24 protein-coding genes and 1 tRNA gene are annotated in these 22,649 nt (G+C 65.1%); 22 read left to right on the top strand and 3 right to left on the bottom strand.

Going from position 1 to position 22,649, the window contains the following annotated elements:
• Positions 1-45 precede the first annotated feature (45 nt).
• The gene (gene asd / locus ABB29_RS10590; protein ID WP_057658829.1) at positions 46-888 is read right to left on the bottom strand and encodes an archaetidylserine decarboxylase; all 843 of its coding nucleotides are present in this window, start codon (positions 886-888) and stop codon (positions 46-48) included.
• Positions 885-1,556 carry an SCO family protein gene (locus ABB29_RS10585; RefSeq protein WP_057658826.1) on the bottom strand — a complete coding sequence of 224 codons (672 nt, stop codon included), beginning with the start codon at positions 1,554-1,556 and terminating at the stop codon, positions 885-887. The genes asd and ABB29_RS10585 overlap by 4 nt, the downstream gene beginning before the upstream one ends.
• Positions 1,557-1,668: 112 nt before the next feature.
• Here ABB29_RS10585 and prmB point away from each other — a divergent pair, with 112 nt between their 5' ends.
• The 7 genes from prmB (at position 1,669) to ABB29_RS10550 (ending at position 9,246) form a co-directional block, all read left to right on the top strand.
• Positions 1,669-2,598, top strand: coding sequence for a 50S ribosomal protein L3 N(5)-glutamine methyltransferase (prmB, locus tag ABB29_RS10580; RefSeq protein WP_057658824.1), 930 nt, complete (start codon positions 1,669-1,671; stop codon positions 2,596-2,598).
• Positions 2,595-3,692, top strand: a complete 1,098-nt coding sequence (aroC, locus tag ABB29_RS10575; protein ID WP_057658822.1) for a chorismate synthase — start codon at positions 2,595-2,597, stop codon at positions 3,690-3,692. Before prmB ends, aroC begins: the two co-directional genes overlap by 4 nt.
• Positions 3,685-4,716, top strand: coding sequence for a 2-hydroxyacid dehydrogenase (locus ABB29_RS10570; protein WP_057658821.1), 1,032 nt, complete (start codon positions 3,685-3,687; stop codon positions 4,714-4,716). Before aroC ends, ABB29_RS10570 begins: the two co-directional genes overlap by 8 nt.
• 86 nt (positions 4,717-4,802) lie before the next feature.
• The gene (locus tag ABB29_RS10565; RefSeq protein ID WP_057658819.1) at positions 4,803-5,828 is read left to right on the top strand and encodes an aspartate-semialdehyde dehydrogenase; all 1,026 of its coding nucleotides are present in this window, start codon (positions 4,803-4,805) and stop codon (positions 5,826-5,828) included.
• Positions 5,829-5,954: 126 nt separating this feature from the next.
• Complete coding sequence (locus ABB29_RS10560; protein ID WP_245622601.1) at positions 5,955-7,769, top strand: type IV pilus assembly protein FimV; 1,815 nt, start codon at positions 5,955-5,957, stop codon at positions 7,767-7,769.
• Positions 7,770-7,822: 53 nt separating this feature from the next.
• The gene (truA, locus tag ABB29_RS10555; protein ID WP_057658815.1) at positions 7,823-8,605 is read left to right on the top strand and encodes a tRNA pseudouridine(38-40) synthase TruA; all 783 of its coding nucleotides are present in this window, start codon (positions 7,823-7,825) and stop codon (positions 8,603-8,605) included.
• The gene (locus ABB29_RS10550) at positions 8,602-9,246 is read left to right on the top strand and encodes a phosphoribosylanthranilate isomerase (protein WP_245622600.1); all 645 of its coding nucleotides are present in this window, start codon (positions 8,602-8,604) and stop codon (positions 9,244-9,246) included. Before truA ends, ABB29_RS10550 begins: the two co-directional genes overlap by 4 nt.
• A 71-nt stretch (positions 9,247-9,317) precedes the next feature.
• Here the strand turns inward: ABB29_RS10550 and ABB29_RS10545 are convergent, their stop codons facing one another.
• Entirely contained in the window at positions 9,318-10,235 is a 918-nt protein-coding gene (locus tag ABB29_RS10545) for a LysR family transcriptional regulator (RefSeq protein ID WP_057658811.1), read from the bottom strand.
• Positions 10,236-10,334: 99 nt separating this feature from the next.
• Here ABB29_RS10545 and trpB point away from each other — a divergent pair, with 99 nt between their 5' ends.
• From trpB to nuoE, 15 genes are all read left to right on the top strand, one after another.
• Entirely contained in the window at positions 10,335-11,564 is a 1,230-nt protein-coding gene (gene trpB, locus ABB29_RS10540) for a tryptophan synthase subunit beta (protein ID WP_083487787.1), read from the top strand.
• 18 nt (positions 11,565-11,582) lie between these two features.
• Positions 11,583-11,963: a DUF3144 domain-containing protein gene (locus tag ABB29_RS10535; RefSeq protein WP_057658810.1), complete on the top strand. Its 381-nt coding sequence runs from the start codon at positions 11,583-11,585 to the stop codon at positions 11,961-11,963.
• Positions 11,960-12,769 carry a tryptophan synthase subunit alpha gene (trpA, locus tag ABB29_RS10530; protein WP_057658808.1) on the top strand — a complete coding sequence of 270 codons (810 nt, stop codon included), beginning with the start codon at positions 11,960-11,962 and terminating at the stop codon, positions 12,767-12,769. Before ABB29_RS10535 ends, trpA begins: the two co-directional genes overlap by 4 nt.
• 135 nt (positions 12,770-12,904) lie before the next feature.
• Positions 12,905-13,492, top strand: a complete 588-nt coding sequence (locus tag ABB29_RS10525; protein WP_083487785.1) for a carboxymuconolactone decarboxylase family protein — start codon at positions 12,905-12,907, stop codon at positions 13,490-13,492.
• Positions 13,493-13,898: 406 nt separating this feature from the next.
• Positions 13,899-14,798, top strand: coding sequence for an acetyl-CoA carboxylase, carboxyltransferase subunit beta (gene accD, locus ABB29_RS10520; RefSeq protein ID WP_057658804.1), 900 nt, complete (start codon positions 13,899-13,901; stop codon positions 14,796-14,798).
• A complete protein-coding gene (gene glmM / locus ABB29_RS10515) occupies positions 14,795-16,135 on the top strand; it encodes a phosphoglucosamine mutase (protein WP_057658801.1) in 1,341 nt (446 codons plus the stop codon). Before accD ends, glmM begins: the two co-directional genes overlap by 4 nt.
• A 91-nt stretch (positions 16,136-16,226) precedes the next feature.
• The gene (locus tag ABB29_RS10510; RefSeq protein ID WP_057658799.1) at positions 16,227-17,165 is read left to right on the top strand and encodes an isopenicillin N synthase family dioxygenase; all 939 of its coding nucleotides are present in this window, start codon (positions 16,227-16,229) and stop codon (positions 17,163-17,165) included.
• Positions 17,166-17,279: 114 nt separating this feature from the next.
• A complete protein-coding gene (gene tpiA, locus ABB29_RS10505; protein ID WP_057658797.1) occupies positions 17,280-18,038 on the top strand; it encodes a triose-phosphate isomerase in 759 nt (252 codons plus the stop codon).
• Positions 18,039-18,103: 65 nt separating this feature from the next.
• The gene (gene secG / locus ABB29_RS10500; protein ID WP_057658796.1) at positions 18,104-18,580 is read left to right on the top strand and encodes a preprotein translocase subunit SecG; all 477 of its coding nucleotides are present in this window, start codon (positions 18,104-18,106) and stop codon (positions 18,578-18,580) included.
• A 55-nt stretch (positions 18,581-18,635) separates the two neighbouring features.
• Positions 18,636-18,720 (top strand) — tRNA-Leu (locus ABB29_RS10495).
• 402 nt (positions 18,721-19,122) lie between these two features.
• Positions 19,123-19,479 (top strand): NADH-quinone oxidoreductase subunit A, encoded by a 357-nt coding sequence (locus ABB29_RS10490; RefSeq protein ID WP_057658794.1) that lies wholly within the window; start codon positions 19,123-19,125, stop codon positions 19,477-19,479.
• Entirely contained in the window at positions 19,470-20,039 is a 570-nt protein-coding gene (locus ABB29_RS10485) for a NuoB/complex I 20 kDa subunit family protein (RefSeq protein WP_057658792.1), read from the top strand. The genes ABB29_RS10490 and ABB29_RS10485 overlap by 10 nt, the downstream gene beginning before the upstream one ends.
• A 53-nt stretch (positions 20,040-20,092) precedes the next feature.
• A complete protein-coding gene (locus ABB29_RS10480) occupies positions 20,093-20,818 on the top strand; it encodes an NADH-quinone oxidoreductase subunit C (RefSeq protein ID WP_057658790.1) in 726 nt (241 codons plus the stop codon).
• Positions 20,815-22,122: an NADH-quinone oxidoreductase subunit D gene (locus tag ABB29_RS10475; RefSeq protein ID WP_057658788.1), complete on the top strand. Its 1,308-nt coding sequence runs from the start codon at positions 20,815-20,817 to the stop codon at positions 22,120-22,122. Before ABB29_RS10480 ends, ABB29_RS10475 begins: the two co-directional genes overlap by 4 nt.
• Positions 22,119-22,646 (top strand): NADH-quinone oxidoreductase subunit NuoE, encoded by a 528-nt coding sequence (gene nuoE, locus ABB29_RS10470; RefSeq protein ID WP_057658785.1) that lies wholly within the window; start codon positions 22,119-22,121, stop codon positions 22,644-22,646. Before ABB29_RS10475 ends, nuoE begins: the two co-directional genes overlap by 4 nt.
• Positions 22,647-22,649: the final 3 nt, after the last annotated feature.

Here is a 22,649-nt window from a genome sequence, read left to right as displayed (position 1 = left end):
CCGCAGCGGCGGCCGCCCGCCGGGTCAGTCTCGGCAAACAGGCCGCTAGCGCAGCCGGGCCAATGCCTGGCCCAGCCGGACCGGTGATTCGGCGCCCAGTTGCGGCTCCAGCGTGGCCACGCCCGGCGGCAGCAGCACGATCACGGTGCTGCCGTAATTGAAGCGGGCCATTTCCGCGAACCGCTGCAGGGTGAAGCCCTGGCCACGGTAATCCTTGCGCTGGATGCGATCCCCATAGGCCGGGATTTCCTCGCCACTCCAGACGGTTTCAACCCCGGACACCAGCAGCGCACCGACCATCACCGATACCATCGGCCCGAAATCGGTATCGAAGTGGCAGACCAGCCGCTCGTTGCGTGCGAACAACCGCGGCACCCGCGCCACCGCATCGGTGCCGACGCTGAACAAGCGTCCCGGCACGTGCACGGTTTCACGCAGGGTGCCGGTCCAAGGCATGTGCACGCGGTGGTAGTCGCGTGGCGACAGGTACACTGTGGCGAACAGGCCATCGTGGAAAGGCCTGGCATCCTCCTCGCTGCCGAGCAGCTCGGCGGCGGTGAATGACTGGCCCTTGGCCTGGAAGATGCGCCCGTCCTTGATCGGACCACACTGGCTGATATGGCCATCGGCCGGCATCAGCAGCGCCCGCGGGTCGGCATCGGCCACCCGCGCGCCAGGCTTGAGCGCGCGGGTGAAGAACGCATTGAAGCTGGGGTAGGCCGTGGCGTCGGGTTCGGCGGCCTCATCCAGATCCACGCCGAACCTGCGGGTCACCGTGTCAATCAACCATTGCTTGGTCGCCGGCGATGTCGAATAGGCCAGCCTGCGCGCCAGCGAGGACAGCAGCCGGTGCGGCAGGACATAGGTCAGCGGCGTGATCAGGCTCATGGCGAGGTCCTGGCGCCTTCGCTGCTGGCGTCGGTCAGCGCCAGCATGTCGGCGGCGATTGCCACCGGGTCCAGCGGCGCACGGATCAGACCAGCCTGGCGGCCCTGCGGGTCCAGCACGGCAATGCCGGAGGAATGGTCCATGCTGTAGTCCCGCGGATTCTCGTCGAAATGCTTGCCCGGCACCTTGATGAAGACGAAGCCCAGCGATTTGGCGAAATTCTCCAGCGCCGGCACATCGGCGGTGGCGGCCAGGGTGTCGGGATGGAAGGCGTGCGCATATTCGCCAACCTTGGCCGGGTCATCGCGCTCGGGGTCGACCGACACGAACAACAGGCGCGGGCGGATTGATTCCGGCAGCGCGGTCCACTGCTTCTGCGCCTGCGCCAGCTCGGCCAGGGTGGTGGGGCAGACGTCGGGGCAGGAAGTGAAGCCCAGGAACACCAGCGTCCAGTGGCCTTTCAGTTCGCCGGCGGTGAGCTGGGTGCCGTCGGACTGGCGCAGCGAAAATGCCGGTACTTCACGGCTCTGCGGGAACAGGGTGACCGCGCGGGTCTGCGGCAGCGCGGCTTTCGACGGTGCCGGTGCCAGCCAGTGCTGCGCGGCCAGCAGGCCGAGCCCGGCGGCCAGCGCGATGACCAGGATATAACCGATTTTCTTGTTGAACATGACCACGACTCATAAGCACGACGGGCCATGATAGCCGGCGAGCCGCGATAACACCCGACCGCTGCCTATATACTGGAAGGCCGCATCCGCCGCGTGCCCCAGAAGCCCCGCCATGACTGCCGAAGCAGCCGCAGAACTGCACACCATCATCGACCTGATCCGCTACGGCGCCAGCCGTTTCAACCAGGCAGGCCTGACCTTCGGCCACAGCTACGACAATGCCGTGGACGAGGCGACCCAACTGGTGCTGCACACCTTGCATCTGCCACCGGACATCGGCCCGGCCTATGGCCAGGCGCGACTGCTGCTGAGCGAGAAACAGGCAATCCTGGCGTTGTTCCAGCGCCGCATCGATGAGCGCGTGCCGATTGCCTACCTGACCGGCGAAGCCTGGTTTGCCGGCCTCAACTTCAAGAGCGACGCGCGTGCGCTGGTGCCGCGCTCGCCGATTGCCGAACTGATCGAATCCGGTTTCGAACCCTGGCTGGGTGGCCGCGAAGTGCACCGCGCGCTGGACCTGTGCACCGGTTCGGGCTGCATCGCCATCGCCATGGGCCATTACCAGCCGGACTGGCAGGTCGATGGCGTCGACATCAGCGATGACGCGCTGGCGCTGGCGGCCGAGAACAAGGCGCGGCTGCTGGCCGACAACGTGCAGCTGCTGAAGTCGGACCTGTTCAGCGGTCTCGGCGGTCGCCACTACGATCTGATCGTGACCAATCCGCCCTACGTGACCAATGACGAGACCGACGCACTGCCGAAGGAGTATTCCTACGAGCCCGAGCTCGGCCTGCGCGCCGGTGACGATGGCCTGGACCTGGTGCTGAAGATCCTGCGCGATGCGCCATTGCACCTGAGCGAGGACGGCCTGTTGATCTGCGAAGTGGGCGAGTCCGAGCAGCACCTGATCAAGCTGCTGCCGGAAGTCGGCTTCGAGTGGATCGAGTTCAAGGTCGGGCAGATGGGCATCTTCTCGGTGGAATGCCGTGAACTGATCCGGCACAGCGCCCGCATCAGCGAACTGGCCGACGCGCGTCCATGAACACGTTTGGCCAGCTGCTGCGGGTGACCACCTTCGGCGAGTCGCATGGCCCGGCCATCGGCTGCGTGGTCGACGGCTGTCCGCCCGGGCTGGCGCTGGCCGCCGACGAGTTCAGCCATGACCTGCAGCGGCGTGCGACCGGCAAGTCGCGCCACACCTCGGCCCGCCGCGAGACCGATGAAGTCGAGATCCTCAGCGGCGTCTACGAGGGCCAGACCACCGGCACGCCGATTGCGCTGTTGATCCGCAACACCGACCAGCGCAGCAAGGATTACAGCAACATCGCCGCGCAGTTCCGTCCCGGCCATGCCGACTACAGCTACTGGCAGAAGTACGGCATCCGCGATCCACGTGGCGGCGGTCGTTCTTCGGCCCGCGAGACGACCATGCGGGTGGCCGCGGCGGTGATCGCCAAGAAATGGCTGCAGCAGCGTTTCGGCGTGACCGTGCGCGGCTATCTGTCGCAGCTTGGCGGGATCACGCACCAGGGCTTCGACTGGTCGGCGGTGGAGGACAATCCGTTCTTCTGGCCGCATGCCGCGCAGGTGCCTGAACTGGAAGCCTACATGGACGCGCTGCGCAAGTCCGGCGACTCGATTGGCGCACGCGTCAACGTGGTTGCCGATGGCGTGCCGGCGGGCTGGGGCGAGCCGATCTATGGCAAGCTCGATGGCGAACTGGCGGCGGCCTTGATGAGCATCAATGCGGTCAAGGGCGTGGAAATCGGCGATGGCTTCGCCGCGGTCTCGCAGAAGGGCAGCGAGCATCGCGACCTGATGAGTCCGCAAGGCTTCCTGTCCAATCATGCCGGCGGCATCCTTGGCGGGATTTCCACCGGCCAGCAGATCAGCGCTTCGATCGTGCTCAAGCCGACCTCCAGCCTGCGCCTGCCCGGTGCCACCGTCGATACCAGCGGTAGCGCGGTGGAAGTGGTGACCACCGGTCGCCACGACCCCTGCGTCGGTATCCGTGCCACTCCGATCGCCGAGGCGATGATGGCGCTGGTGTTGATGGATCAGGCCCTGCGCCACCGCGCCCAGTGCGCTGATGTCGGCGAGGTGCCGCCGCGGATCGCGGGCAGCGTGGATGGCTGAGGCGCCTCGCCAGCGCGTATGGGTGTCGCAACCGCTGTTCGATGACATCGTCGGCCGGCTGGATGACTACTTCGATGTGCGGGTGACCGAACAGGTCAGCCAGCACGATTCGACGGCGCTGGCGCGCCAGCTGGCCGATGTCGACGGCGTGCTGGCCACGCTCAATGACCGCATCGGCGCGGCGGAAATCGCCGGTGCCTCGCGCCTGCGTGCCATCGCCAATGTCGGCGTCGGCTACAACAACCTCGATGTCGATGCACTCACCGCGGCCGGTATCGTCGCGACCAATACCCCGGACGTGCTGAGCGAAACAACCGCCGATTTCGGCTTCGCGCTGATGATGGCGACGGCTCGCCGCATCACCGAGGCCGAGCAGTGGCTGCGCGCCGGCCATTGGCGGCAATGGTCGTTCGCCAGCCTGCTCGGCGCCGATATCCATGGCAGCACCCTGGGCATCGTCGGCATGGGGCGCATCGGCCAGGGCATTGCCCGTCGCGCGCGTGGTTTCGGCATGCGCGTGCTGTACCACAATCGCAAACGCCTGCCTTTGGACATGGAGCGCGATTGCAACGCGACATACAGTGGTTTCGACCAGCTGCTGGCGCAGGCCGACCACCTGCTGCTGGTGTTGCCGTATTCGCCGCAGGTCCATCACCTGATTGACGCCGCCGCACTGGCGCGGATGAAACCCACTGCCACCCTGGTCAACATCGCCCGCGGCGGCATTGTCGACGAGCTGGCGCTGGCCGACGCCCTGGCCAACGGCCGGCTGGCCGCGGCCGGGCTGGATGTCTTCGAAGGCGAGCCGGCAGTGCAGCCGGCATTGCTGGCGCTGCGCAACGTGGTGCTGACCCCGCATATCGCCAGTGGCACCCTGGCCACCCGCCGCGCGATGGTGGCGCTGGCGGTGGACAATCTGATCGCCGCACTGGGCCAAGGCCCGCAGGCCGGCCAACCGTCCGCGCCGATCAACGCCGGGGTGCTGGCCGGTGCCGAGCGCAAAACCGCGATCAAAAAACGATAGGGAACCGTCATCGGCTGTCGACGGTTCCCCGAACATGGCTGGTAGTCCTGCTGTCCCTCCCACATTCCATTGAAGATTACGAATCCATGAGCAATCCCAATCGCAGTTTCAAGGTCGCCGTCGTCGGTGCCACCGGTGCCGTCGGCGAAGTGATGCTGAGCATCCTGGCCGAGCGCAATTTCCCGGTGTCCGAACTGGTCGCGCTGGCATCGGCGCGTTCGGCCGGCGGCACGGTCGAATTCAACGGCAACCAGATTGATGTGCAGGACCTGGCGGGTTTCGACCCGACCGGCGTCGACATCGCGCTGTTCTCCGCTGGCGGCAGCGTGTCGAAGGAATATGCACCGAAATTCGCCGCCGCTGGCGCGGTGGTCATCGACAACTCGTCCGCGTTCCGCTATGACGACGATATCCCGCTGGTGGTCAGCGAGGTCAACCCGGAGCAGGTCCGCAACCGGCCGCGCGGCATCATCGCCAATCCCAACTGCTCGACCATGCAGATGCTGGTCGCGCTGGCGCCGCTGCACAAGGTCTCGCCGATCCAGCGCATCAACGTGGCGACCTACCAGTCGGTGTCCGGTGGCGGCCGTTCGGCGATGGAAGAGCTGGGCCGCCAGACCGGTGCCCTGCTCAACTTCCAGGATCCGGAGCCGGAACGTTTCCCGGTCCAGATTGCCTTCAACCTGATCCCGCACATCGACGACTTCCAGGACAACGGTTTCACCAAGGAAGAAATGAAGCTGGTCTGGGAGACCCGCAAGATCCTCGGCGACGACAGCATCATGGTCAATCCGACCGCGGTGCGGGTACCGGTGTTCTTCGGTCATTCCGAAGCGGTCAACATCGAAACCGAAACCCGTATCACCCCGCAGCAGGCGCGCGAGATCCTGGCTGCCGCGCCGGGCGTGGAAGTGGTCGACGAGCACAAGGCCGGTGGCTACCCGACGCCGGTGACCCATGCCTCGGGCACCGATCCGGTGTACGTGGGCCGCATCCGCGAAGATCTTTCGCACCCGCGCGGTCTCAACCTGTGGATCGTCAGCGATAACATCCGCAAGGGTGCCGCGCTGAACGCGGTGCAGCTGGCAGAACTGGTCGCCAGCGAAGGCTGAACCTGGGTCCGGGACGCCCACCGCGGCGTCCCGCCAACCCCCGGTTGCCGCGGCATGGGCCGCGGGCAGCCGGACTCCTCATGTCCTTGTGCAGTTTTAGCCGGTATATTGTTGTTGGAAAACGTAATGGGGATTGAGGTCATGCCGGTGGCAAGACATCCGATGCGATGGGTGGTGGCGTTGTGGCTGGTGCTTGCCAGCTTCAGCGCGATGGCGCTTGGGCTGGGCGAAATACGCGTCAAGTCGCAGCCTGGCCAGCCGCTGGTGGCCGAAATCCCGGTGATCTCCAACGAGCCGGGTGAACTGGAGCAACTGCAGGCACGCTTGGCGTCGCCGGTCACCTTCGAGCGCGTCGGCCTGCCGCGGCCGCAAGGCCTGGTCAACGATCTCAGTTTCGCGGTGGCGCTGGATGACAGCGGTCGTCCGGTCATCCGGGTGACCAGCCAGGCGCCGGTGGACGTGGCGGCGGTCAATTTCCTGATTGAAGTGGACTGGGGCCAGGGCAGGCTGGTACGCGAGTATTCGGCGCTGGTGCAGGCACCGGGCACCGTGGCCGCTGCCGACCAGCCTTACATCCAGGCACCGCAGGCCGCGCCCAGCGATACCATCGTGCGCGAGCCGCAGATGCCGGCCAGCAGCCCGCCAGCGTCGAGTGAGCCGCTGGCCGCCGAGCCGGAAGCAACGCCGGCCGAACCGACCGCCGACACGGCAATTGCGCCCGCGCCAGTGCCAGCACCGCAAGCGATAGCCGCCGCGCCATCCGCTGCCATGGCCGCGCCGATGCAGGACACCGTGGTCCAGCGTGGGCAGACACTGTCCGAAATCGCCAGCCGGCTGCGCGCCGGCACCGGCTATACGCTCGACCAGACCATGGTCGCGCTGCTGCGCGCCAATCCCGAGGCCTTCATCAAGGGCAACATCAACCTGCTCAAGCAGGGTGCGGTACTGCGGGTACCACCGTCAGCCGACATCGCCCAGCTGCAGGAGGCCGAGGCCGCCGCGCTGGTGCGCAGCCAGATCGCCGAATGGCGGCAGGCCCGCCAGCCGATTCCGCAACCGGTTGCCAACAACAGCAGCAGCCTTACAGCAACCGGCGCGGCACCGGCAAACAACAACGCACGCCTGGAAATCGCGCCCCCGGTTTCCGACAACGCAGGCCAGGCGGGCACACAATCCGGCATCAGCAGCGGAGGCGAGGGCGACATGCTGGCAGAACAACAATTGCAACAAAGCCAGGAAGACCTGGCCGCGCGCGAAACCGAGGTGCAGGAACTGCGCGCCCAGGTCGCCGAGCTGGAGAAACTCAAGCAGCAGCAGGCAAAACTGATCGCGATGAAAGACAGCGATCTGGCCGCCGCGCAGCAACAGCTGGCACAGAGCAATGGCAGCGGTGGTCTGCCGCTGTGGGCCGGTGCCGGCTTGCTGCTGCTGTTGGCGGCCGCGGTGATCTGGGGCTTCTCGCATCGACGCAGGCGGCTGGCCATTGATGCGCCGGCCAAACCCGTGCGTGCGCCGCGCTTCGACAGTGCCGCGCTGGCCGCGGCGGTGCCGGTTACCGAGCCCGAAGCACAGCCACTTGCCAGTGACGACGTGGCGACGGCGGCGGAACCCGTGGACGACATAGTGGCCGAGCCGGCGGGTTCGCCGATGCTGGAGCCAGCGGTCGGCAAGCCGGTCACCACCTTCAGCCACAGTGCTTCCATCCAGCCGCCGTGGCATTCCGGGCCGACCGCGGTGGAAGCCGCCAAGGCAGCCAACGCTGCGGTCGCCAGCAGCCCGTCCAGCACCCAGCCGGCCGGTCGTGATCGACTGGAACTGGCCATGGCCTATCTGGATCTGGGCGATGTCGCCACTGCCCGCGACCTGCTGCACGAAGTACTCGACAGCGACGACGACGTGGCGCGTGGCGAAGCCCGGCAGCTGCTGCGCGAGATCGGCTGAGCCGTCATGTTCGCAGGCAACGGCATTGACCGGCGCAGGGTGGGGTAGCTGGCATGCGCTACGCACTGGGCGTCGAATACGACGGCGGTGATTTCCTCGGCTGGCAACGATTGGCAAAGCCGGGCGTGCACGACAGCAGCACCGTGCAGTCGGTGCTGGAAAACGCGCTTTCCTTTGTCGCCAACAGCCCTATCGAAACCGTCTGCGCCGGGCGCACCGATTCCGGCGTGCATGGCCAATGCCAGGTCGTGCATTTCGACAGTGACGCGGTACGCTCGCCGCGCGCCTGGTCGCTGGGCGCGACCTCGCAGCTGCCGGCCTCGGTCTGCGTGCGCTGGTGCCAGCCGGTGGCCGATGACTTCCACGCCCGTTTTTCCGCGCGCGCGCGCCGTTATCGCTACCGCATCCTCAATCGCGGGGTACGCCCGGCGCTCGGACGCCAGTACCTGAGCTGGGAGCGGCTGCCGCTGGACGCGGCGGCGATGCACCGTGCCGGCCAGCACCTGCTGGGCGAACACGACTTCAGCGCGTTCCGCACCGTGCATTGCCAGGCACCGCACGCGCGACGCAACCTGCATCATCTCAACGTCAGCCGGCATGGCGAGGAAGTCATCGTCGAGGTCCAGGCCAATGCCTTCCTGCATCACATGGTGCGCAACATCGTCGGGTCGTTGTTGTTGGTGGGGCGGGGCGAGCAACCGGAAAGCTGGCTGGCCGAACTGCTGGCCGGTCGTGATCGGACGCTGGCCGGCCCGACTGCACCGGCCGATGGACTGGTCTTCGTCAGCCCACTGTATCCAGCCGAATGGAAACTGCCGGCGGAGGTCACCCTGTGAGCCACACCCGGATCAAGTTCTGCGGATTGACCCGCGCCCAGGATGTGCACTCGGCGATAGAACTGGGGGTGGACTACATCGGCCTGGTATTCGCCCATCACAGCCGCCGCCGCGTCACCCTGCAGCAGGCGTTGTCACTGCGAGCGCTGGTGCCGGAAGAAATCGCTGTGGTCGCCTTGCTGATGGACAATCCCGTCGATGAAGTGCGGAGCATGGTCGAACAGCTGCGGCCGGAGCTGCTGCAGTTCCATGGCAGCGAGGACGAAGCCTTCTGCCGCCAGTTCGACGTGCCTTACTGGAAAGCCATCGCCATGGGCGGACGCCAGCCCGCCGAGGTCAGCGCGCTGCTGCCGGTTTTTTCCTCGGCCAGCGGTTTCCTGTTCGACGGCCACGGCGCCGGTGAGGCTGGCGGCAGCGGTGCGGTTTTCGATTGGCGACAAATGCCCGAGGCCAGCAGCGGCACGCCCTTCCTGCTTGCCGGCGGTCTTTCGCCCGGCAATGTCGCCACTGCCATCCACGTCGCCCGCCCGTGGGGCGTTGACGTATCCAGCGGCATCGAATCAGCCCCGGGTATCAAGGACGCGGAAAAAATGCGCGGCTTTGTCGAAGCGGTGCGGCGGGCGGATGTCGCAGCCGGCTGATTCAGGATTTCCTGAGCCACAGCGGCCCGGCCCAACGCAATCCCATCCGTGGCATTGGCGTACGCGCGGCTTTACGCGGGATGATCGGGCCCTAGCCGGAATGGCTGCTGCAATTGCCCACTCAACCAGGTGGCCAGCGCGGGTATGCGCCGGTCCCGATGCGCGGCGCGGGCGGCCAAGACCCATCTGCCGTCGGTGTCGGTAAATCCCCACGGTGCCAGCAGGCGTCGGTTGTCCAGTTCGTCCTGGACCAGTTGTCGCGGGGCAATGGCGATGCCGAGCCCGGCCGAGGCGGCTTCAAGCAGGTGATATAGATGCGGAAAGCCGTTGCCCATGTTGAAGTCATCTGGGTCGAGGCCATTGCCGGCGGCCCAGCTCGGCCATGCCTGTGGCCGCGAAGTGGTGTGCAGCAATGCTGGCGAACAGAGTGCTTGCGGCGTCGAGGTGTCCAGATGCAATCGCTCGGCCAGTTCCGGCGCCAATACCGGACCAATGGTTTCGACCGCCAGTTCATGGATGTCCCAACCGACGGGATAGGGCGATTGGCCCAGAAACAGCGCCGCATCCAGATCCTGATGGGCACTGCTCAGATCCGTCTCCAGCGCCACCAGGTGCAGGGGCAGCCCCGGCAGATCCTGCTCAAGCTGCCCAAGTCGCGGGATCAACCAGCGCGCCAGCAGACTGCTCGGGCAGCCAAGCACCAGCGCCCGCTTGCCTGAGGCGGGTCGCAGGCCCGCAATCGCCTGCTGCAACTGGTTGAACGCGGCGCTGCTGGCATCGCGCAGCTGGACACCGGCGCTGGTCAGCGCCAGGCCGCGGCCGTGACGGGTGAACAAGGCCAACCCCAGTTCCTGTTCCAGCAGTTTGACCTGTCGGCTGATGGCACCGTGGGTCACATGCAGCTCGGCCGCCGCCAGGCTGACACTTTGCAGGCGGGCAGCGGCCTCGAAGGCGCGCAAGGCATTCAAGGAGGGCAGGGGACGGCTCATACCTGTGAGTTTAACTGACGAATGGCGCAGTATTCATCGATATTGCCCGGTCCGATTCGTGCGTTAAGCTGAAGATGAATCCCTGAAGTGCCGATCCTCATGACCCTGCCCGCAGACCCCAGCCACGTCGCCGATTTCCACGCCTATCCCGACGCCGCCGGCCACTTTGGCCGCTATGGCGGACGCTTCGTCGCCGAAACCCTGATTGGCCCGGTGCAGGAACTTGCCGAAGCCTACGATGCCGCGCGCCAGGATCCGGCCTTCATCGCCGCCTTCGACCACGACCTCAAGCATTACGTCGGTCGCCCCAGCCCCATCTACGAAGCCCAGCGCCTGTCCACCCACGTCGGCGGCGCCCGCATCCTGCTCAAGCGCGAGGACCTCAATCACACCGGCGCGCACAAGATCAACAACACCATCGGCCAGGCGCTGCTGGCCAGCCGCATGGGCAAGACCCGCATCATCGCCGAGACCGGCGCCGGCCAGCACGGCGTCGCCAGCGCCACGGTCGCCGCGCGGCTGGGGCTGGAGTGCGTGGTGTACATGGGCGCCACCGACATCGAGCGGCAGAAGATCAATGTCTATCGAATGAAGTTGCTTGGTGCCACGGTGGTGCCGGTGACCTCCGGGTCGGCCACGCTGAAGGACGCCCTGAACGAGGCGATGCGCGACTGGGTGACCAACGTGCGCGATACCTTCTACATCATCGGTACCGTCGCCGGCCCGGACCCATATCCACGCATGGTCCGCGATTTCAACGCCGTGGTTGGCCGCGAAGCACGCGCGCAGATGCTGGAAGACTACGGCCGCCTGCCTGACGTCATCACCGCCTGCGTCGGCGGTGGCAGCAATGCCATCGGCCTGTTCCACGCCTTCCTCAACGATCGTGAGGTCGCCATCGTCGGTGCCGAAGCCGCCGGTGACGGTATCGCCAGCGGCCGCCACGCCGCGTCGATCGCCGCCGGGCGCCCCGGTGTGCTGCACGGCAACCGCACCTATGTGCTGTGCGATGACGATGGCCAGATCATAGAAACCCATTCGGTCTCCGCCGGCCTGGATTATCCCGGCGTCGGTCCGGAACATGCCTTCCTCAGTGACAGCGGTCGTGCCCGTTACGTCGGGGTCACCGATGACGAAGCGCTGGCGGCGTTCCATCTGCTGGCCAGGACCGAAGGCATCCTGGCCGCGCTCGAATCCAGCCACGCGGTAGCGCAGGCGATCAAACTGGCCCGCGAGCTGCCCAAAGACGCATTGGTGCTGTGCAATCTGTCCGGTCGTGGCGACAAGGACGTGCATACCATCGCCGCGCGTGAAAACATCCAGTTCTGAACCAATTTGGAAAACACCATGAGCCAACAGGACACTCCCGCCCCAGGCACCGTCGGCACCCCGCTGGATCCGGCATTCTTCGACTGCGTCAACCAGTACCTGGAACTGACCAACAAGCATGCGCAGCAGCATGGCCTCAAGCGCACCAGCATTGCCGCCTTGTACGCAGCCGCACGCTTCAATGCCCACGTGTACCTGTCGGTGGAAGGCGATGCCGCCGCGGCCCGCAGCGAATTCCTGGATTACATGACCACGCTGTACCGGCGCATGCTCAACGAGCACCTCGATGGCCTCGGCCAGGAGCGCAACATCGCGGTCGGCGAATCGGAACTGGCCGCCGAATACGCGGCCCTGCAGGCGGCGCAGGCCGCCGCGGCGAACGCAGACAAGCCCGAATGAGCCGGTTCCAGCACACGTTTGACCGATTGAAGGCGGGCGGCCGCAAGGCGCTGATCCCGTTCATCACCGCCGGCGATCCCAGCCTGGAAGCGACGGTACCGGTGATGCATGCATTGGTCGCCGCCGGCGCCGATGTCATTGAACTCGGAGTGCCGTTTTCCGACCCCGGTGCCGATGGCCCGACCATCCAGCGTAGTTCCGAGCGGGCACTGGGCCGGGGCGCGGGCTTGTCCTACGTGTTGCGCGCGGTCGCCGAATTCCGCCAGCGTGACCAGGCGACCCCGGTGGTGTTGATGGGGTATCTGAATCCGGTCGAGATCAAGGGCACCGGGGCCTTCGCCGCCGAAGCCGCGCAGGCTGGGGTGGACGGCGTATTGCTGGTCGACCTGCCTCCGGAGGAGGCCGACGAGACCCGCGTGGTATTCAACCGGCACGGGTTGTCACTGATTGCGCTGGCCTCGCCGACCACCAGCGAATCACGCCTGCGACGGTTGTGCGAGCAGGCCCAGGGCTATCTGTACTACGTCAGTTTTGCTGGGGTCACCGGCGCGTCGGAGCGACTGGATACGGCCGCTGCCAGCGAGCGTCTGCGCCATATCCGCCAGCTTTCCCCGGTGCCGGTGGCGGCCGGATTCGGCATCCGCGATGCCGCCAGCGCCCGTGCCATGGCCAGCGACGCCGACGGCGTGGTGGTGGGCAGTGCATTGGTGGACATGCTGGCTGGCGCATCCGATGCCGGCCAGGCAAGTACCAGTGCCAGCGAGTTCCTGCGGCCGTTGCGACAGGCGCTTGATTCCACCACGTGAGCGGGGCATCAGTTCCCATGGCGCCATGCCATCGAACGTTCGTAGTGACTTATCTCACTTAATCACTGGATTGCTTGGTGCATCCTCTGCTGGCTGCTAACCTCGTTATTACTTAACGGAGGGAGTGCAACCATAATGAAAATGGGATCATGGCTGGTCTTCAGCGCCGCCACGGCGTTGAGTACGGGTGCCGTCGCAGCCGACGAAAAGAAGGATATTGTCCATCAGGATTTTGGTGGGGTGGCGTTCAAGCAAACGCTTTACAGCGGCAATGTCACCAATTACGCCGACCTTCCCACCCAGATTGCCAAGAAGTACGGCTCTTTCAGCTACGAGTCGTTGCCGCTTGACCGGCAGACTGCACAGTTGGTGCGGCTATGGACCTCGATCAAGAACAAGTGCAGCTATTGCACGATTTTCCATACCCAGGCTGCGCGTGATGCAGGTATTGATATCCACAAGATAGACAATATCGTGGCCTATCGACAAAGCGAGTTGTATTCGGACAAGGAAAAAGCCGCGCTGGATTATGCGGCGGCCATCTCCAGTGTCGATTATGAAAATATGCCGGCTGCCACCAGTCAGGTCCGTAAGTATTTCAAGGATGAGGAAGTGGAAACCATCATCATGTGCACGCTGTTGATGGATGTCTGGGCACGGATGTTCGCAGTCAAGGGCAACGTGCCGTATTACACCGATGGTGACGCCGGCGGCAAGCCGTAGTTGCCGGAGCCTGCCGGCCACTTGCGGACAGGGCATCGCTTACCCGCGGACGGGTCCAGGCCAGGCGGGCCTGCAACATGATCAGCCACAAGCAGGATTCCCGTGGCATGTGAAAGCATGGCCGGCAGGACGCCATCCACGCGGCCTGCAGGTTCACGCCCTACGGTTTCCAGTCAGCCCGTGGCCAGCGTTGCTGGCTGGCGATGAATACCTGACCCGAATCCTTGAGCCTCGGCCCTAGATGCCGGCGGGGGCGGGTGGCCCGGTCCATTGTCAGGCAGGCGATCGCACCGCCGGCCCTGGCATGCAGCGCCCTGGCCGGGAGCGGCGCATTTATCGGCCCTGTCAAGTCGAGTATGCTGATCGGCCTGTCTGTTAAGGCATGTCCGTACAAGTAGGCTAACGCATGAGCTGGCTGAGCAAATTGATGCCCTCGGGCATCCGCACCGAAGGTGGTGCCACCAAGAGCAAACGCAGTGTCCCGGAAGGGTTGTGGGAAAAGTGCGACCGTTGTGGCGCCGTCCTGTATCGCCCGGAACTGGAAGAAAACCTGGAAGTCTGCCCGAAGTGCAACTTCCACATGCCGATCCGCGCCCGCGCGCGCCTGCGCGCGCTGTTTGACGCCGACAGCATCGTCGGCGAGGTCGGTGCCGCGCTGGGACCGACCGACATCCTCAAGTTCAAGGATCAGAAGAAGTATTCCGAGCGGATCAAGGCCGCGCAGAAAAGCACTGGCGAACGCGACGCGCTGGTCACCCAGCAGGGCCTGCTGAAGGGCCAGCCATTGGTCGCCAGCGCATTCGACTTTGCCTTCATGGGCGGCTCGATGGGCTCGGTGGTCGGTGAGCGCTTCTCGCTGGGCGCCGAACGGGCACTGGAAATCGGTTCGCCGTTCGTCAGCTTCTCCGCCAGCGGCGGCGCACGCATGCAGGAAAGCCTGTTTTCGCTGATGCAGATGGCCAAGACCTCGGCCGCGCTGGGCAAGCTGCGCGAAGCCGGCCTGCCCTTCATTTCGGTGATGACCCATCCCACCACCGGTGGCGTGTCGGCTTCGTTCGCGATGCTCGGCGACATCAACATCGCCGAACCCGAAGCCCTGATCGGCTTTGCCGGCCCGCGGGTGATTGAACAGACCGTGCGTGAAACCCTGCCGGAAGGTTTCCAGCGCTCGGAATTTCTGCTTGAGCACGGTGCCATCGACCAGATCTGCGACCGCCGCGAACTGCGCGATCGGCTGGCCGATCTTTTCGCGATGATGATGCGCCAGCCCAAGCCGGTGGACAGCGATCTGGTAACCGCCGAATGAGCCGGCGCTACTTCGGTACCGACGGCATCCGTGGCCGGGTCGGCCAATCGCCGATTTCAGCCGATTTCGTGATGCGCCTGGGCAACGCGCTGGGCCGGGTGCTGGGAGAGCGTTGCGGACGCCGGCCGATCGTGGTCATCGGCAAGGACACGCGCATTTCCGGCTACATGTTCGAAGCCGCGCTGGAGGCCGGGCTGGTCGCCGCCGGCGCTGACGTGCAGCTGATGGGGCCGATGCCGACCCCGGCGGTGGCATTCCTGACCCGCACCCTAGGCGCCGACGCAGGCATCGTCATCAGTGCCTCGCACAACCCGCATTACGACAACGGCATCAAGTTCTTCTCGGCCGAGGGCGAAAAGCTCGCCGACGAGACCGAGCTGGCGATCGAAGCAGCGCTGGACCAGGACTTCGTCACCGTCGATTCGGATCGCCTCGGCAAGGCCATCCGCAGCCGCGAGGTGGTCGGCCGCTACATCGAATTCTGCAAGGCCAGCGTCGCCCGCAAGTTCGATCTGCGTGGGCTCAAAGTGGTGCTGGACTGCGCCCACGGCGCGACCTACCACATCGCGCCATTGCTGTTCCGCGAACTGGGTGCCGAGGTCATCGCCATCGGCGCCGAGCCCAACGGCGTCAACATCAACGATGGCGTCGGTTCGATGCACATCGACAATCTGTCGCGAAAGGTCCGGGAAGCCGGTGCGCACCTGGGCATCGCCTTCGACGGTGACGGCGATCGTGTGCTGATGGCGGACGACCAGGGCAGTCCGGTCGATGGCGACGATCTGTTGTACGTGCTGGCCAAATCCTGGCAGCGCAGCGGCCGGCTGAAGGGTGCGGTGGTCGGCACCCTGATGACCAATTACGGACTGGAGCGGGCGCTGGCGCAGCACGAGATCGCCTTCGTCCGGGCCAAGGTCGGCGACCGCTACGTGCACCAGGCGCTGGTCGAAGGGCAGGGCGTGCTCGGTGGCGAGGCCTCCGGCCATCTGCTGTGCCTGGATCGCGCCACCACCGGTGATGCGATCGTGGCCGCGTTGCAGGTGCTCGAGGCGATCAAGCGCAGTGGCCAGTCCCTGCGCGAGGCGCTTGAAGGCCTGGGCAAAGTGCCGCAGAAGACCATCAACGTGCGCCTGTCCGCTGGCAGCCGTCCGGTCGAAGCCGCCAGCGTGCAGGCCGCTCTGGCCCAGGCGCAGACGGCCGTGGCCGGCCGTGGCCGCGCTTTCCTGCGGCCATCGGGCACCGAGCCGGTGGTGCGGGTGACGGTGGAAGCAGACGATGAAACACTGATGCAGGACACCCTGGACAGCCTCGCCAATGCGGTGCGGGCCGTCGCCTGAACCGGGCGCAGGCAGGGCGTGAGCGCCCCGAGCAATACATCATTCAACCTGGGTGGCGCAGCCTGTCTGCGTCACCTGCAATGGAGCTGGCATGAGTTCGCGTATTCCCACCCTGGACATCACCCGTTTTGACAGCGACCGCGAGGCGTTCGTGGCCGAACTGGGCGCTGCATACCGGCAGTGGGGATTTGCCGGCATCCGCAACCACGGCATCAGCCAGCAGAGCATCGACGCGGCCTATGACGCGTTCAAGCGGTTCTTTGCGCTGCCGGACGAAGTCAAGCGCAAATACCACGTGGCTGGTGGTGGCGGTGCCCGCGGCTACACCCCGTTCGGGGTCGAGACGGCCAAGGACTCCAGGCATTTCGATCTCAAGGAGTTCTGGCATATCGGTCGCGAGATTGCGCAGGATTCGCCATATGCCGAGTTCATGCCGCCCAACCTGTGGCCCGATGAGGTGCCGGGCTTCCGCGAACATGGCTATGGCCTGTACCTGGCACTGGACCAGCTGGGCTCGCGGGTGCTGGCGGCGCTGGCGCTGCATATCGGCCTGCCGGAAGATTATTTCGTCAGCGTCACCAACAGCGGCAATTCGATCCTGCGGCCGATTCATTACCCGCCGATCACCGCCGACGACATCCCCAATGTGCGCGCCGGTGCCCATGAGGACATCAACCTGATCACCTTGCTGGTCGGCGCCAGCGCCGCTGGCCTGGAAGTGCGCTCGCAGCAGGGCGAGTGGGTGCCGTTCACCTCCGACGCCGACACCATCGTGGTCAACATCGGCGACATGCTGCAGCGGCTGACCAATCACGTGTATCCGTCCACCACCCACCGGGTCACCAATCCACCGGGCGAACAGGCGCGCCAGCCGCGCTATTCGGTGCCGTTCTTCCTGCACCCCAATCCGGATTTCCTGATCGACGTACTGCCTTCGACGATCACCGCCGACAACCCCAACCGCTATCCGCAGCCGATTACCGCGCAGGGCTACCTGGAGCAGCGGCTGCGCGAAATCAAGCTGAAGTAGCCGCTTCGTCCGCCCGCCGGCGGATTGCCGCGGGGGCCCGCGGCGGCGATACCACGGGCGCTTTGCCTGGACATCGGCTATCCTGCGCGCCTTGATTGGACAGGAATTGGTCTTATGCGTCGCAAACTGGTGGCGGGAAACTGGAAACTTCACGGCGATCGTCAGTTCGCCTACGGGCTCATGGACGAAATCGCCGCCGGCCGGCCACAAGGCCCGGTGGACTTGGTGATCCTGCCGCCGCTGCCATACCTGGGCGAGTTGATTGAAGATTACGCCCCGCGCGGAATCGGTTTCGGCGCGCAGGACGTCAGCAGCAACGAGAAGGGCGCCTACACCGGTGAAGTGTCCGCGGCGATGCTGATGGACGTCGGCGCCGCGTACGGCATGGTCGGGCATTCCGAGCGTCGCCAGTACCATGCCGAAAGCGACGAACTGGTGGCGCGCAAGTTCATCGCCGCGGGCAACGCCGGGCTGGTGCCGATCTGCTGCGTCGGCGAGACCCTGCAGCAGCGGGAGGCCGGTGAGACCGAGCAGGTCATCGGCCGCCAGCTGCAGGCGGTGCTGCAGGCCGCGGGCGTGACCGCTTTCGCCAGGGCCGTGGTCGCCTACGAGCCGGTCTGGGCCATCGGTACCGGCAAGACCGCCACGCCGGCGCAGGTCCAGTCGGTGCACGCATTCATCCGTGGCGTAGTCGCCGCACACGATGCTAGAATTGCCGATTCGCTGACCGTCCTGTACGGCGGCAGCGTCAAGCCCGACAACGCCGCGGAACTGTTCGCGCAGCCTGATGTCGATGGAGGGCTGGTAGGCGGTGCTTCGCTGGTGGCCCGCGACTTCCTTGCCATTGCCTCGGCGGCGGCGGAAAGCGCGTAAACCGGGTGGCACTCCGGAAGTCCGGCTTCCTCCGGGCTTAACAACCGAATCGAGACGAATTCGAAATGATGTTGATCCTCAATGTGATCTACGTGTTGGTCGCCGTGGCGATTGTCGCGTTGGTACTGATGCAGCGTGGTTCCGGCGCCCAGGCGGGTTCCGGTTTTGGCGCGGGCGCCTCCGGCACCGTGTTCGGCGCGCGTGGCGCGTCCAACTTCCTGTCCAAGAGCACCAAGTGGCTGGCAGTGGCGTTTTTCGGCATCAGCCTGTTCATGGCCTGGTACGCCAGCCATGGTGGTCGTCCGGCCACCGAGCAGAACCTGGGCGTGATGAGCGAAGCGCCGGTTGCCACCGCGCCGGCAACGCCGGCACCGGGCGAGGTATCGACTCAACCGTCGACCGTGCCCAGCACGCCGATCCAGACCGCGCCGGCATCGACCGTGCCCGCCGCACCGGAAGCGACGGTACCGGCACAGACCGCGCCGCAGCCGGCGCCGGCCACAGAACAACCAGCACCGGCAGCCCCGTCACAAGGCGGTTGAAGGAAGCTACAATAGTCCCCCGCGCGTCGCTGCCCAGCCGCGGCGCGTGGAACTTGCCCCGGTGGCGGAATTGGTAGACGCACTACCTTGAGGTGGTAGCGATGAAAGTCGTAGGGGTTCGAGTCCCCTCCAGGGCACCAATACCAGTCCTTTTCCCGGTTGTCCGCACGGCACCGAGGAAGACGATCTGCAGAAGCACCCAGCCCGCAGCGATGCGGGCTTTTTTTTGCCGGACCGCAGCGTGATCAGGGCGGTAAACGTTTACTACTTCGTAAACCAGACGGTACAATAAGACGGATTCGTCGGGCCCCGGTACGTGTTGCGGAAGGGGTACGGCGAGGCGCCGTCATCGCGGTCACCGTGGTGCCGGCGAAGTGGGTGCCACGGGAGCCGCCAACCGGCGTCCCGCCAATCCCTGGCGCACCCGCGCAAAGCCGCGCCCGGCGTGGCTCCACAAGCCAAATGCGAGTCTTTCGCAAGCTGCGTGCAGCGTTGCATGTAGAATTTGCGCGGGACGGATTAGGACAAGAAGAGAATCGCGAGTGCTGGCCAATTACCTTCCGACCTTACTGTTCCTGATGGTTGCCACCGGCATCGGCATCGCGCTGATGGTGGTTGGCCGCTTCCTCGGGCCGCGGCGTCCGGACGCCAAGAAACTCTCGCCGTACGAATGCGGCTTCGAAGCATTCGAAGACGCGCGCATGAAGTTCGACGTGCGCTATTACCTGATCGCCATCCAGTTCATCGTCTTTGATCTGGAAATCATCTTCATCGTGCCGTGGACGCAGGTGTTCCAGGAACTGGGCGCACGCGCGCTGGTGACCATGGGCCTGTTCGTCGGCATGCTGTTCCTCGGCTTTATTTACGTTTGGAAGAAGGGAGCGCTCGAATGGGAGTGATCCAGACCATTGACCGTCTGATGACCAACCCGATCCCGGAAGGGCGGGTGGATGACATCCTGCGCCCCGAGGGTGACAACCCGTTGCTGGAAAAAGGCTACGTGACCACCAGCATGGACGCGCTGCTCAACTGGGCGCGTACCGGCTCGATGTGGCCGATGACCTTCGGCCTGGCCTGCTGTGCGGTCGAGATGATGCACGCCGGTGCCTCGCGCCTGGATCTGGACCGCTACGGGGTGGTGTTCCGGCCGTCGCCGCGCCAGTCCGACGTGATGATCGTCGCCGGCACCCTGGTCAACAAGATGGCGCCGGCGCTGCGCAAGGTCTACGACCAGATGCCCGACCCGAAGTGGGTGATTTCGATGGGCAGCTGCGCCAACGGCGGCGGCTACTACCATTACTCCTACTCGGTGGTGCGTGGCTGTGATCGCATCGTCCCGGTCGACGTCTACGTGCCGGGTTGCCCGCCCACCGCCGAAGCACTGGTGTACGGCATCCTGCAGTTGCAGAAGAAGATCTGGCGGACCCAGTCGGTCGCCAACAAGACCATCGAGCGCTGACCCGCCCGCTGGTGGCTTTCCCCCTTTCAAATTCCAAGAGCACGCCACGCCCCATGGCAGAGCAAGCTTCAAACTTCATTGACCGGCTGCGCGCGCGTTTTGCCGATGCGCAGATCCTCGTGGCCCGGCCACGCGCCGAGATCACGCTGGAAGTCGCGGCGTCGCAGTGGCACGAGACCTGCCTGGCATTGCGCGACGAACTCGGTTTCGAGCAGTTGTCCGACCTGTGCGGCGTCGACTACCTGGGCTATGGCAGCGATGAGTGGGACACCTCCGACGTGTCCAATGAAGGCTTCAGCCGCGGTGTCGAAGGCAATGGCCCCGGCCGCTTCAACTGGGAACAGCGCCCGCAGGGTGGCGGCCCGGAACGTCGCTTCGCCGCCGTTGCCCACCTGATTTCCTACCAGCACAACCAGCGCCTGCGCGTGCGCTGCTTCGCCAGCAATGACGACCTGCCGGTGGTGGCCTCGGTCACCGACATCTGGGTCGGCGCCAACTGGTTTGAACGCGAAGCCTTCGATCTGTACGGCATCATCTTCGAAGGCCACCCGGACCTGCGCCGGATCCTGACCGATTACGGTTTCGTCGGCCATCCGTTCCGCAAGGATTTCCCGCTGATCGGTAACGTGGAAGTGCGTTACGACGAAGAAAAACAGCGCGTCATCTACGAGCCGGTAACCTCGGTCGAACCCCGCGTCGGCGTGCCGCGCGTGATCCGCGATGATGCGCGCTACCAGACCGCTGCCGACGAAGCCGTGCAGCGGGAGGCATCCAAATGACCCAGATTGAGCAGGCCCACGAGGCATTTGCGAGCAATCCTGCCGAAAGCAAGCAGGAAATCCGCAACTACACGATGAACTTCGGCCCGCAGCATCCGGCCGCGCACGGCGTGTTGCGCCTGATCCTGGAAATGGACGGCGAAACCATCATCCGTGCCGACCCACACGTCGGCTTGTTGCACCGTGGCACCGAGAAGCTGGCCGAATCCAAGCCGTTCAACCAGTCGATTGGCTACATGGATCGCCTCGACTACGTGTCGATGATGTGCAACGAGCACGCCTACGTGCGCGCCATCGAAACCCTGATGGGGATCGAAGCGCCGCAACGCGCGCAGTACATCCGCACCATGTTCGATGAGATCACCCGCATCCTCAATCACCTGATGTGGATCGGTTCCAACGGTCTGGATCTGGGTGCGATGGCGGTGATGCTGTACGCATTCCGCGAGCGCGAAGAGCTGATGGACTGCTATGAAGCGGTCAGCGGCGCGCGCATGCATGCGACCTATTACCGCCCCGGTGGCGTCTACCGTGATCTGCCGGATCACATGCCGCGCTACAAGGAATCGCCCTGGCACAAGGGCAAGTCGCTGAAGCGGCTGAATGCGGCCCGCGAAGGCTCGCTGCTGGACTTCCTCGAGGACTTCACCCGTACCTTCCCGGAACGCGTGGACGAGTACGAGACCCTGCTGACCGACAACCGTATCTGGAAGCAGCGCACCGTCGGCATCGGCGTGGTGTCGCCGGAAGAAGCGCGTGCCTGGGGCATGACCGGGGTGATGCTGCGTGGCTCGGGCATCGAATGGGATCTGCGCAAGAAGCAGCCTTACGCCAGGTACGACGCGGTCGATTTCGATATCCCGGTCGGCGTCAACGGCGACTGCTACGACCGCTATCTGGTGCGGGTGGCGGAAATGCGCCAGTCCAACCACATCATCAAGCAGTGTGTGGACTGGCTGAAGGCCAACCCCGGCCCGGTGATGGTGCAGAACTTCAAGGTCGCGCCGCCCAGCCGTGAAGAGATGAAGGACGACATGGAAGCGTTGATCCATCACTTCAAGCTGTTCAGCGAAGGCTACTGCGTGCCGGCCGGCGAAACCTACGCCGCGGTCGAGGCACCGAAGGGCGAGTTTGGCTGCTACCTGGTATCGGACGGCGCCAACAAGCCGTTCCGGGTCAAGCTGCGTGCCCCGGGGTTTGCCCATCTTTCTTCCATGGACGCGATCGTCAAGGGCCACATGCTGGCCGACGTGGTGGCCATGATTGGTACTTACGATTTGGTATTTGGTGAGGTGGACCGATGAGGGCCACGGGTAATTTTGAAGCAGCGCGTCATGTCGACCCGCTGGTCGTTCTCAGCGACGCCACGCGCGCGCACATCGATCACTGGCTGAGCAAGTTTCCGCCGGATCGCAAGCGTTCGGCGGTGTTGCAGGGCCTGCATGCCGCACAGGAACAGAACCAGGGCTACCTGACCGACGAGCTGATCGCCGGTGTCGCCAAGTACCTGGACCTGCCGCCGGTCTGGGCCTACGAAGTCGCCAGCTTCTATTCGATGTTCGAAACCGCGCCGGTCGGCCGCAACAACGTCGCCTTCTGCACCAACATCAGCTGCTGGCTCAACGGCGCCGAGGATCTGGTCAGGCACGCCGAGCAGAAGCTGGGTTGCAAGCTGGGCCAGTCGACCGCCGATGGCCGCGTGTACCTGAAGCGCGAAGAAGAATGCGTGGCCGCCTGCTGCGGCGCCCCGGTGGTCGTGATCAACGGCCACTATCACGAGAAGCTCACCCCGGCCAAGGTCGACGAGCTGTTGGACGGGTTGGAATAAGCG

This window comes from Pseudoxanthomonas dokdonensis, from assembly GCF_001431405.1.
Classification (GTDB): domain Bacteria; phylum Pseudomonadota; class Gammaproteobacteria; order Xanthomonadales; family Xanthomonadaceae; genus Pseudoxanthomonas_A; species Pseudoxanthomonas_A dokdonensis.
Note: the sequence above shows the minus strand (reverse complement) of the source record. Positions and strands in the feature narration are given on the sequence as shown.

Coding starts and splice junctions, on each gene's coding strand:
- asd (WP_057658829.1), bottom strand. CDS start 888: ATGAGCCTGATCACGCCGCTGACCTATGTCCTGCCGCACCGGCTGCTG.
- ABB29_RS10585 (WP_057658826.1), bottom strand. CDS start 1,556: ATGTTCAACAAGAAAATCGGTTATATCCTGGTCATCGCGCTGGCCGCC.
- prmB (WP_057658824.1), top strand. CDS start 1,669: ATGACTGCCGAAGCAGCCGCAGAACTGCACACCATCATCGACCTGATC.
- aroC (WP_057658822.1), top strand. CDS start 2,595: ATGAACACGTTTGGCCAGCTGCTGCGGGTGACCACCTTCGGCGAGTCG.
- ABB29_RS10570 (WP_057658821.1), top strand. CDS start 3,685: ATGGCTGAGGCGCCTCGCCAGCGCGTATGGGTGTCGCAACCGCTGTTC.
- ABB29_RS10565 (WP_057658819.1), top strand. CDS start 4,803: ATGAGCAATCCCAATCGCAGTTTCAAGGTCGCCGTCGTCGGTGCCACC.
- ABB29_RS10560 (WP_245622601.1), top strand. CDS start 5,955: ATGGGGATTGAGGTCATGCCGGTGGCAAGACATCCGATGCGATGGGTG.
- truA (WP_057658815.1), top strand. CDS start 7,823: ATGCGCTACGCACTGGGCGTCGAATACGACGGCGGTGATTTCCTCGGC.
- ABB29_RS10545 (WP_057658811.1), bottom strand. CDS start 10,235: ATGAGCCGTCCCCTGCCCTCCTTGAATGCCTTGCGCGCCTTCGAGGCC.
- trpB (WP_083487787.1), top strand. CDS start 10,335: ATGACCCTGCCCGCAGACCCCAGCCACGTCGCCGATTTCCACGCCTAT.
- ABB29_RS10535 (WP_057658810.1), top strand. CDS start 11,583: ATGAGCCAACAGGACACTCCCGCCCCAGGCACCGTCGGCACCCCGCTG.
- trpA (WP_057658808.1), top strand. CDS start 11,960: ATGAGCCGGTTCCAGCACACGTTTGACCGATTGAAGGCGGGCGGCCGC.
- ABB29_RS10525 (WP_083487785.1), top strand. CDS start 12,905: ATGAAAATGGGATCATGGCTGGTCTTCAGCGCCGCCACGGCGTTGAGT.
- accD (WP_057658804.1), top strand. CDS start 13,899: ATGAGCTGGCTGAGCAAATTGATGCCCTCGGGCATCCGCACCGAAGGT.
- glmM (WP_057658801.1), top strand. CDS start 14,795: ATGAGCCGGCGCTACTTCGGTACCGACGGCATCCGTGGCCGGGTCGGC.
- ABB29_RS10510 (WP_057658799.1), top strand. CDS start 16,227: ATGAGTTCGCGTATTCCCACCCTGGACATCACCCGTTTTGACAGCGAC.
- tpiA (WP_057658797.1), top strand. CDS start 17,280: ATGCGTCGCAAACTGGTGGCGGGAAACTGGAAACTTCACGGCGATCGT.
- secG (WP_057658796.1), top strand. CDS start 18,104: ATGATGTTGATCCTCAATGTGATCTACGTGTTGGTCGCCGTGGCGATT.
- ABB29_RS10485 (WP_057658792.1), top strand. CDS start 19,470: ATGGGAGTGATCCAGACCATTGACCGTCTGATGACCAACCCGATCCCG.
- ABB29_RS10480 (WP_057658790.1), top strand. CDS start 20,093: ATGGCAGAGCAAGCTTCAAACTTCATTGACCGGCTGCGCGCGCGTTTT.
- ABB29_RS10475 (WP_057658788.1), top strand. CDS start 20,815: ATGACCCAGATTGAGCAGGCCCACGAGGCATTTGCGAGCAATCCTGCC.
- nuoE (WP_057658785.1), top strand. CDS start 22,119: ATGAGGGCCACGGGTAATTTTGAAGCAGCGCGTCATGTCGACCCGCTG.